At 72.8% G+C, this 8,558-nt stretch carries 11 protein-coding genes and 1 pseudogene; 2 read left to right on the top strand and 10 right to left on the bottom strand.

The window, feature by feature from the left end; translation table 11 throughout:
- Window positions 1-47 precede the first annotated feature (47 nt).
- From HMPREF3099_RS07280 to HMPREF3099_RS07260, 5 genes are all read right to left on the bottom strand, one after another.
- Window positions 48-734 carry an MBL fold metallo-hydrolase gene (locus HMPREF3099_RS07280; RefSeq protein ID WP_083323597.1) on the bottom strand — a complete coding sequence of 229 codons (687 nt, stop codon included), beginning with the start codon at window positions 732-734 and terminating at the stop codon, window positions 48-50.
- Window positions 731-1,822, bottom strand: coding sequence for an S-(hydroxymethyl)mycothiol dehydrogenase (locus tag HMPREF3099_RS07275; RefSeq protein WP_070705368.1), 1,092 nt, complete (start codon window positions 1,820-1,822; stop codon window positions 731-733). The genes HMPREF3099_RS07280 and HMPREF3099_RS07275 overlap by 4 nt, the downstream gene beginning before the upstream one ends.
- Window positions 1,823-1,930: 108 nt before the next feature.
- On the bottom strand, window positions 1,931-2,413 hold the full coding sequence (gene ispF / locus HMPREF3099_RS07270; protein WP_070705370.1) for a 2-C-methyl-D-erythritol 2,4-cyclodiphosphate synthase: 483 nt from the start codon (window positions 2,411-2,413) through the stop codon (window positions 1,931-1,933).
- A 23-nt stretch (window positions 2,414-2,436) separates the two neighbouring features.
- Window positions 2,437-3,081 carry a 2-C-methyl-D-erythritol 4-phosphate cytidylyltransferase gene (gene ispD, locus HMPREF3099_RS07265; protein ID WP_331250704.1) on the bottom strand — a complete coding sequence of 215 codons (645 nt, stop codon included), beginning with the start codon at window positions 3,079-3,081 and terminating at the stop codon, window positions 2,437-2,439.
- Between the two features lie 100 nt (window positions 3,082-3,181).
- Window positions 3,182-3,664: a CarD family transcriptional regulator gene (locus tag HMPREF3099_RS07260; protein ID WP_070705367.1), complete on the bottom strand. Its 483-nt coding sequence runs from the start codon at window positions 3,662-3,664 to the stop codon at window positions 3,182-3,184.
- Between the two features lie 87 nt (window positions 3,665-3,751).
- On the opposite strand from HMPREF3099_RS07260, the gene HMPREF3099_RS07255 reads away from it, so the two are divergent.
- Window positions 3,752-4,288 carry a hypothetical protein gene (locus HMPREF3099_RS07255; RefSeq protein WP_070705366.1) on the top strand — a complete coding sequence of 179 codons (537 nt, stop codon included), beginning with the start codon at window positions 3,752-3,754 and terminating at the stop codon, window positions 4,286-4,288.
- Between the two features lie 16 nt (window positions 4,289-4,304).
- On the opposite strand, the gene HMPREF3099_RS07250 is transcribed toward HMPREF3099_RS07255, so the two are convergent.
- Window positions 4,305-4,985: a response regulator transcription factor gene (locus HMPREF3099_RS07250; RefSeq protein WP_070705365.1), complete on the bottom strand. Its 681-nt coding sequence runs from the start codon at window positions 4,983-4,985 to the stop codon at window positions 4,305-4,307.
- Between the two features lie 53 nt (window positions 4,986-5,038).
- Window positions 5,039-6,217 carry a sensor histidine kinase gene (locus HMPREF3099_RS07245; RefSeq protein WP_070705364.1) on the bottom strand — a complete coding sequence of 393 codons (1,179 nt, stop codon included), beginning with the start codon at window positions 6,215-6,217 and terminating at the stop codon, window positions 5,039-5,041.
- A gap of 149 nt (window positions 6,218-6,366) precedes the next feature.
- On the opposite strand from HMPREF3099_RS07245, the gene phoU reads away from it, so the two are divergent.
- Entirely contained in the window at window positions 6,367-7,041 is a 675-nt protein-coding gene (phoU, locus tag HMPREF3099_RS07240) for a phosphate signaling complex protein PhoU (RefSeq protein WP_070705363.1), read from the top strand.
- Window positions 7,042-7,050: 9 nt separating this feature from the next.
- On the opposite strand, the gene HMPREF3099_RS07235 is transcribed toward phoU, so the two are convergent.
- From HMPREF3099_RS07235 to HMPREF3099_RS07225, 3 genes and pseudogenes are all read right to left on the bottom strand, one after another.
- Window positions 7,051-7,806, bottom strand: coding sequence for a phosphoglyceromutase (locus HMPREF3099_RS07235; protein WP_070705362.1), 756 nt, complete (start codon window positions 7,804-7,806; stop codon window positions 7,051-7,053).
- 22 nt (window positions 7,807-7,828) lie between these two features.
- Complete coding sequence (locus HMPREF3099_RS07230; protein WP_083323596.1) at window positions 7,829-8,368, bottom strand: type III secretion system chaperone family protein; 540 nt, start codon at window positions 8,366-8,368, stop codon at window positions 7,829-7,831.
- A pseudogene (locus HMPREF3099_RS07225) lies at window positions 8,365-8,558 on the bottom strand (D-inositol-3-phosphate glycosyltransferase); the annotation flags it as partial. The gene HMPREF3099_RS07230 and the pseudogene HMPREF3099_RS07225, both read right to left, overlap by 4 nt.

Raw genomic sequence — 8,558 nt, 5'->3', positions numbered from 1 at the left:
GCGCCCCACCGACCGGTGGGGCGCCCTCCTGCGTGTCCGCACGCGGCTCAGTGCCCGCGGTCGATCCACTCCTGCCGGTGCGGGGCCTCCGCGCCGATGGTGGTGGCGTCACCGTGCCCGGTGAGCACCTTGGTGTCCGGCGGCAGCACCAGCAGCTGCTCGGTGATCGACCGGATGATGAGACCGAAGTCCGAGAAGCTGCGCCCCGTGGCGCCGGGGCCGCCCTGGAAGAGGGTGTCGCCGCTGAACAGGATGCCCAGGGCCGGCACGTAGAAGCAGACCGCGCCGGGGCTGTGACCGGGGGTGTGCAGCACCTCCATGGCCACCCCGGCCACGGTGATGCGCTGGCCGTGCTCGAGCTCGTGGTCCGGGGCCACCGGGTAGACCGCGTCCCAGAGCATCCGGTCGGCCGGGTGCAGGTGCGTGGGCGACCACTTGTCGCCGGTCACCTCACCGGTGGCGTTGATGTGGTCGTTGTGCGCGTGCGTGTGCAGCACGGCGCGCAGGGTGCGCTCGCCGATCGCGTCCAGCACCGGCCCGCCGTCGTGCCCGGGGTCGATGACCATGCACTCCTCGGCGTCCCCGAGGAGCCAGACGTTGTTCTCCACCTCCCAGGAGCCGCCGTCGAGCTCGAAGGTGCCGGCGGTGACGACGCACTCCACGCGCACGCCCTCGATCTGGCGGGGCGTGGCCACGCGCTGGGCGGGGCCGGACGGCTTGTGCTCGGCGCTCATCGCGACACCTCCACCACGGACCGCAGCACGTCACCGCGGTGCATCTTGTCGAAGGACTCCTCCACCTGGTCCAGGCCGATGCGCTCGGAGACGAAGGCGTCCAGGTCGAGCCGACCCTGCCGGTAGAGGTCCACCATCATCGGGAAGTCGCGGCTGGGCAGGCAGTCGCCGTACCAACTGGACTTCAGCGCACCCCCGCGCCCGAAGACCTCCAGCAGCGGAAGCGTGATCTCCGTGTCCGGCGTCGGCACGCCCACCAGCACCACGGTGCCGGCCAGGTCGCGGGCGTAGAAGGCCTGCTCGTAGGTCTCGGGGCGGCCCACGGCCTCCACCACCACGTCGGCGCCGAAGCCACCGGTCGCCTCGCGGATGGCCTCCACCACGTCGCCGTCGGCCGGGTCCACCGTGTGGGTGGCACCCATCTCACGGGCCTTCTCCAGCTTGCGCGGGTCGGTGTCCACCGCGATGACGGTGGTCGCCCCAGCCACTACGGCACCGGCGAGCGCGGCCATGCCCACGCCACCACAGCCGATGACGGCGAAGGAGTCCCCACGCTTCACCCCGCCGGTGTTCACGGCAGCGCCGAAGCCGGCCATCACGCCGCAGCCGAGCAGGCCGGTCGCGGCAGCGTCGGCCTCGGGGTCCACCTTGGTGCACTGGCCGGCGTGCACCAGCGTCTTCTCGGCGAAGGCACCGATGCCCAGCGCGGGCTCCAGCTCGGTGCCGTCGGTGAGCGTCATCTTCTGCGCGGCGTTGTGGGTGTCGAAGCAGTACCAGGGCTCACCCTTGGCGCAGGCCCGGCAGGTGCCGCACACGGCACGCCAGTTGAGCACCACGGTGTCGCCCGGCTCGACCTCGGTCACGCCCTCGCCCACGGACTCCACGACGCCGTTGGCCTCGTGGCCGAGCAGGAAGGGGAAGTCGTCGGTGATGCCGCCCTGCTTGTAGTGCAGGTCGGTGTGGCAGACGCCGCAGGTGGTCACCTTCACCACGGCCTCGCCGGGACCCGGGTCGGGCACCACGACGTCGACCACCTCCACCGGCGCGTCCTTGCTGCGGGCGATGACGCCCTTGACCGTGCTCGGCATGCTGCCTCCTGATCACGTGAGGGGTGGGGCGGGACAGGCCCCCGTGTCTGCCCCCACGGTATCGACACCCACCGACGACCTCGCCGGGCGTCCGGCGCCGCGCGCGCCTCAGGCCGGGACGACCAGGGCGGTGGCGAGGGCGGCGATCCCCTCGCCGCGGCCGGTGAGTCCGAGCCCGTCGGTGGTCGTGGCCGAGACCGACACCGGCACCCCACCGAGCGCGGCCGACATCGCGGCCTGCACCTCCTCACGGCGCGGACCCACCTTGGGCCGGTTGCCGATGACCTGCACGGCCACGTTGCCCACCCGGAAGCCGGCGGCCTCGACGATGCGCACGGCCTCGGCCAGCATGTCCGCCCCGCGCGCGCCGGCCATCTCCGGGCGGCCGGTGCCGAAGTGCGTGCCCAGGTCGCCCACCCCGGCGGCGGAGAAGAGCGCGTCGCAGGCGGCGTGGGCGGCCACGTCCCCGTCGGAGTGCCCCTCGATGCCGCATTCCCCCGGCCACTCCAGCGTGCCCAGCCAGAGGGCGCGGTCGTCCTGCGCCCACCGGTGCACGTCCGTGCCGTGGCCGACGCGGGGCAGGGCGGGCAGGGGTTCGGGCGTCTGCGAGGTGGTCACGGGGCCACCCTGCCACCTGCGGCGCGGAGGTCCTCCGGGGTGGTGATCTTGGCCGAGCGGGCGTCACCCGGGACCACGACCACCCGCTCGCCCAGCTGCTCCACGAGCAGGGCGTCGTCCGTGGCCGCAGCACCGGCGCCCGGGACCGCGTGGGCCCGCTGGAGCACCTCACGGCGGAAGCCCTGCGGGGTCTGCACCGCGCGCAGGGTGGAGCGGGCCGGCGTGGCCACCACCGGCTCGGGACGCCCCTCGACCGGGTCGACCACCTTGACCGTGTCCACCACGGGGACCCCCGGGACCACCGCCGCGGCCCCCTCGCGGACGGCGGCGACCACGCGGTCGAACACCTCCGCGGGGGCGAAGCAGCGGGCAGCGTCGTGCACGAGGACGACCTCTACGTCCGGACCCAGGACGGCCAGGCCGGCGGCCACCGAGTCGGCGCGCTCGGCCCCGCCGGTCACCACGGTGGTCCGGTGCGCGCACGGGCAGCCCGCGGCGAGGTCGAGGCACTCCTGCGCCCGGTCCTCCCACCCGGCGGGCGCCACGACCACCAGCTCGTCCACCCGTGCGGTGGCGAGCACGCCGTGGATCGCGTGCTCGAGCAGGGACGAGCCGTCCACCTCGACGAAGGCCTTGGGGATGCCGGCCCCCAGGCGCGTGCCGGACCCGGCGGCGACGAGGACGACCCCGACGGCGGGAGCGCCGTCGGGGTCGTGGGGGGTCTGCTGTGCGTTCAGGGGATCAGCTCGCGAGGACCTCGTCGAGGGTGGCCTCGGCCTTCTCCTCGTCGGTCTTCTCGGCCAGGGCCAGCTCGGAGACGAGGATCTGGCGCGCCTTGGCCAGCATCCGCTTCTCCCCGGCGGACAGACCGCGGTCCTGCTCGCGGCGCCACAGGTCACGCACGACCTCCGCCACCTTGATGACGTCACCGGAGGCGAGCTTCTCGAGGTTCGCCTTGTAGCGGCGGGACCAGTTGGTCGGCTCCTCGCAGTTCTCGGCGCGCAGCACGCCGAACACCTTCTCGAGACCCTCCGCGTCCACGACGTCGCGGACACCCACGAGGTCGCAGTTCTCGGCAGGAACCTCGATGGTCAGGTCGCCCTGCGCCACCTTGAGCTTCAGGTAGGTCATCTCCTTGCCCTTGACCTTGCGCTGCTTGACCTCTTCGATGAGCGCTGCACCGTGGTGCGGGTAGACGACCGTTTCACCGACTTCAAACGTCATGTAGTGCCCCTTTCGCCCGATAATTCTAGCACTGGGCACGCCGTGGCCCCCGAGCCGTCGCGGCCCACCGTTGGGTACCATGCGCGGGTGATCACCACTGCCCGCGCCCACGCCCCCGCCCGCCTCGGACGCCGCCTGGCGGCCCTGTCCGTCGTCGGCATGCTCGCTCTCTCCGGCTGCCAGTCCCTCTCCCCGCTGGAGACCACCCGCGACTACGCACCCGCCAACGGCGAGCTCGTGCGCGCCGGCGACGTGAGCGTCCTCGACCTGACCGTCCTGGGCACCCAGGCCGATGCCGAGGGTCGCGTCATCGGGGCCGTGTCCAACTCCGGCTCCGAGCCGCAGCAGGTCAGCCTCTCCGCCGACGGCAAGGAGATCTGGAGCGGCACCGTGAAGCCCCACAGCAGTGTGAAGCTCGGTGACGAGAAGGTGACGCTGCCCAAGACCGTGGCACCCGGCGCCTTCCAGGTGCTCACCGTCTCCGCCGGCGGCCAGCAGTCCGAGCAGCGCGTGCCGGTCATGCTCCCGACCGGCGAGTACGAGGAGTTCGCCCCCGAGGGCTGGAAGGCCCCGGAGCGCCCCACCAAGGAGGACCTGCACTCCGAGGGCGGCGCGCACCACTGACGCGCCGCCGGCGCCCTCAGGCGTCGAACTTGTACCCGAGCCCGCGGATGGTGGTGATCAGCCGCGGGCTCGAGGGGTTCTCCTCGACCTTGCCGCGCACCCGCTTGATGTGCACGTCGAGCGTCTTGGTGTCGCCCACGTAGTCGGTGCCCCAGACGCGGTCGATGAGTTGCGCGCGGGTGAGCACCCGCCCCTGGTTGCGCATGAGCATCTCGAGCAGCTCGAACTCCTTGAGCGGCATCGAGACCTGCCGTCCGCGCACCACCACCACGTGGGAGTCCGCGTCGAACTCCACCCCGCCGGCGCGCACCACGGAGTCCTCCTCCACCAGCGGCGCGCCCCGGCGGCGCAGCACCGCGTTGATGCGGGCCAGGAGCTCGCGCGAGCTGTACGGCTTGGTGACGTAGTCGTCGGCCCCGATCTCCAGACCCACCACCTTGTCGACCTCGGAGTCCTTGGCGGTGAGCATGATGATCGGCACCGTGGACTCGCGGCGCAGCTCGCGGCAGACCTCCACCCCGGACATCCCCGGCAGCATGACGTCCAGCAGCACCAGGTCGGCGCCGGAGTGCTGGAACTCCTCGAGGCCCGACCGGCCGTCCTCCCGCACCACGACGACGTGGCCCTCGCGCTCCAGCAACCAGCTGAGGGGATCGGAGAACGACTCCTCGTCCTCGACGACCAGGATGCGGGCCACGGGGATCCTCCTGCGGGTGCGGTGACGGGGCGCGGTGGGACGACGCGCCGGGACTAGGTCAAGGATGCCGCATCGCCCTCGGCGGCCTCCGTCGAGGTCGCCTCGAGGCTGGGCAGCTCCAGCGTGAAGGTCGAGCCGGTGCCGACGCGTGACCACACGCTCACCGTGCCGCCGTGGTTGCTCACCACGTGCTTGACGATGGCCAGGCCGAGGCCGGTGCCCCCGGTCTGGCGGGACCGGGCCGAGTCGACCCGGTAGAAGCGCTCGAAGATGCGCTCCAGGTCACCGGCGGGGATGCCGACACCCTGGTCGGTCACCACGATGCGCACGGTGCCCGGCTGATCACCCCCGGCCACCGTGACGACCACCTTGGTGCCCGGCTCGGAGTAGTTCAGGGCGTTGACCAGGAGGTTGCGCACGGCGGTCACCAGCAGCTGCTGGTTGCCGAAGACCCGGCGCTCGGGGCCGTGGGCGACACCCGCCTGGCGCACGGCGACGCCGCGTCCGTCGGCGTGGACCCGCACCTGGTCCACCGCGGTGGAGACCACGTCGACCACGTCCACCGGCTCCGCGCTCTCGGCGGCCTCGCCAGCCTGGAGCCGGGAGAAGTCGAGGATGTCCTGCACGAGCCGGGTGAGGCGCTCGGACTCCACGGTCATCCGGCGGGCGAAGCGCTCCACCGCCTCGGGGTCCTCGCGCGCGTCCAGCACCGCCTCGGAGAGCAGGGCCAGGCCGCCCACGGGAGTCTTCAGCTCGTGACTCACGTTGGCCACGAAGTCGCGGCGCACCGCCTCCACCCGCTGGGCACGCGAACGGTCCTCCAGCAGAATCACCACCCGCTGGTGGCCGAGCGGGAAGACACGGCACCCCAGCGAGACGGTGCCGCCCACGAGCAGACTCCGGGAGACCCGTACGTCGCGGTCGAGCACCTCGCGGTCGGCGCGGCACTCCTCCACGAGGTCGCGGATCTCCTGGTGGGGCACCACGCCGTCGCGGACGAAGCCCTGGTCGGCCGCGTGGTGGGTGGAGTGCACCACCCGGTTGTCCTGGTCGAGCACGATGACGGTGGAGGCCAGGGAGTCCAGCACCTGCCGTGCGCCGAGGGGGAAGTCCTCCCGCCCCTGCGGCCGCCGGCAGCGATCGGGCTCCGACCGTCCGCGGCGCCACCACAGGCCGAGTGCCAGACCCACCAGCAGGCCGACGACGAGGGCGAGCCAGGTCATCGGGTCCATGCGCGCCTCCGGGTCATGCAGGCACTCTAGGTGTTCCGGTCATCCGCGTCCCGGCGTCCACCCGGGGTTCACCCGGTACCCGCAGGACCGGCAACCTCCGGTTCACCGGCGGGTGAAACACTGCGGGGCCAGCACGAGACAGGGGAGCCATGCCGCGCACCAACTTCACCCGGGCACTCGGCGAGATGTCCGCCCAGATGGTCGAGATGAACCGCCTGGTGGCCCACGCCGTCCGGGAGGCCAACCGGGCGCTGGGTGCCGCGGACGGCGCCCTGGCGGAGTCGGTGATCTCCGGGGACGCGCTCATCGACGCCTTCTACGCCGAGATCGAGCAGAACGCCATCGAGCTGCTGGCGCGCGAGAGCCCGGTGGCCAGCGACCTGCGTCTCGTGGTCACGGCCCTGCAGCTCTCGGCCTCGATGGAGCGCACCGGCGACCTGGCACGCCACGTGGCCGAGCTGGTGCGCATGCGCTACCCGGAGCTCGCCGTGCCGGCGCCGGCCCGCGAGACCATGACGGAGATGGGCCGGCTGGCCCTGGCCCTGGTGGAGGGCGCCGGGGAGGCCCTGGCCACGCAGGACCCCGGCGTGTCGCAGGACCTGGAGGTGCTGGACGACAGCCTCGACGCCCTCCACGTGCGCGTCTTCGAGACCATCCGCCTGGAGATCACCGACACGCAGGAGGCGGTGGACCTCACCCTGCTGAGCCGCTACTACGAGCGCATCGGCGACCACAGCGTGGGCGTGGGGCGCCGCATGGGCTACCTCGCGACGGGTCGGCTGGACCGACCCGGCGAGGACGCCCACGCGGTCACCGTCGCCTGAGCACGGGCCTCACTTGTTGCCCTGGTTGGCAACCTCCTGGATGGCGCCGGCAGCGGCCTCGGGGTCCAGGTAGCGGCCGCCGGGGGTCACCGGGCGGAAGTCGGCGTCGAGCTCGTACACCAGCGGGATGCCGGTGGGGATGTTGACGCCGGCGATGTCCTCGTCGCTGATGCCGTCGAGCTCCTTGACCAGCGCGCGCAGGCTGTTGCCGTGGGCGGTCACCATGACGGTGCGGCCGGCCTGCAGGTCGGGCACGATCGCCTCGGTCCAGTACGGGCGCAGCCGGGCCACGACGTCCTTGAGGCACTCGGTGGCCGGGGCGTCCTCACCCAGGTCGGCGTAGCGCGGGTCGTCGGCCTGCGACCACTCGTCGGCGGGGTCGATGGCCGGCGGCGGGGTGTCGAAGCTCCGGCGCCAGGCCATGAACTGCTCCTCGCCGTACTGCTCCTTGATCTCCGCCTTGTCCTTGCCCTGCAGGGCGCCGTAGTGGCGCTCGTTGAGGCGCCAGGAGCGGCGCACGTCGACCCAGTGGCGGTCGGCGGCGTCGAGGGCCAGGTTGGCCGTGGTGATGGCGCGGCGCAGACGCGAGGTGTGCAGCACGTCGGGCAGCAGACCCTCGGCCTTGAGCAGCTCGCCGCCGCGGCGGGCCTCGGCGCGGCCCTTCTCGGTGAGGTCGACGTCGACCCAGCCGGTGAACAGGTTCTTCTCGTTCCACTGGCTCTGGCCGTGGCGCAGCAGGATCAGGGTGTGGGCAGCATTCGTCATAGGGGGCACACTATCGCCGCGCTCAGTCCGCGAGCAGGTGGCGGAAGGCCTCGAGGTTGCGGGTGGACTCCCCACGCTTGGTGCGCCAGTCCCACTCGGCCTGCATGGCGGTGAGGAAGCCGGCGGCCAGCACCTCGTTGAAGATGCCGTCGCTGGCCTGCAGGACGGCCCCGAGGGTCTCGTCGAACCACTGGTCGGTGACGCCCTCCACGGGGACGCGGCCGGTGAGGTAGACGTCGCCGGCGTCGTCCACGGCGTAGGCCAGGCCGGGCAGGTCCAGGCTGCGGCGCAGCAGCATCCGGTACACCTGCTCGTGGTTCTCGTCCGGGTTGCGCACCACGAAGGCCACCAGCCCCAGCGAGCGCTCCCCCACCCGCACGGAGACCACGGTCCTGAGCTTGCGCTCCCCGGGCAGTGTGATGGCCCAGGCGGGCGTGGGCTGGCCGGCGTCGTCGTGGACGCGCTCGGCCTGCACGCCCTCCACGTGCTCGGGCGAGGCCGGGTCGGCGTGCTGGGCCACCCAGCGCTCCACCACGGCCAGGGCATCGTCACGGGCGGTCATCGGGGCTCCTCTGCGTAGGCGTCCAGGTGGGCGGCTGCGGAGGCGGCCCAGGTGAGCTGCTCGCCCCGGCGGGCGCCGGCACCACCCAACCGGTCCCTCGCGGCGGGGTCGGCGAGCAGGGCGGCCAGCGTCCCGGCCCAGGCGACGGGGTCGTGGCCGTCCACGAGCACGCCGCCGGTGCCGACGGCCT

Source organism: Kytococcus sp. HMSC28H12, from assembly GCF_001816045.1.
In the GTDB taxonomy this organism is placed as follows: domain Bacteria; phylum Actinomycetota; class Actinomycetes; order Actinomycetales; family Dermatophilaceae; genus Kytococcus; species Kytococcus schroeteri.
This window is presented reverse-complemented; position numbering and strand designations above follow the sequence as displayed.

What these genes read in the sequence shown, in the direction of transcription:
- HMPREF3099_RS07280 (WP_083323597.1), bottom strand. Translation starts at nt 734, where the DNA reads ATGAGCGCCGAGCACAAGCCGTCCGGCCCCGCCCAGCGCGTGGCCACG.
- HMPREF3099_RS07275 (WP_070705368.1), bottom strand. Translation starts at nt 1,822, where the DNA reads ATGCCGAGCACGGTCAAGGGCGTCATCGCCCGCAGCAAGGACGCGCCG.
- HMPREF3099_RS07260 (WP_070705367.1), bottom strand. Translation starts at nt 3,664, where the DNA reads ATGACGTTTGAAGTCGGTGAAACGGTCGTCTACCCGCACCACGGTGCA.
- HMPREF3099_RS07245 (WP_070705364.1), bottom strand. Translation starts at nt 6,217, where the DNA reads ATGGACCCGATGACCTGGCTCGCCCTCGTCGTCGGCCTGCTGGTGGGT.
- phoU (WP_070705363.1), top strand. Translation starts at nt 6,367, where the DNA reads ATGCCGCGCACCAACTTCACCCGGGCACTCGGCGAGATGTCCGCCCAG.
- HMPREF3099_RS07235 (WP_070705362.1), bottom strand. Translation starts at nt 7,806, where the DNA reads ATGACGAATGCTGCCCACACCCTGATCCTGCTGCGCCACGGCCAGAGC.
- HMPREF3099_RS07230 (WP_083323596.1), bottom strand. Translation starts at nt 8,368, where the DNA reads ATGACCGCCCGTGACGATGCCCTGGCCGTGGTGGAGCGCTGGGTGGCC.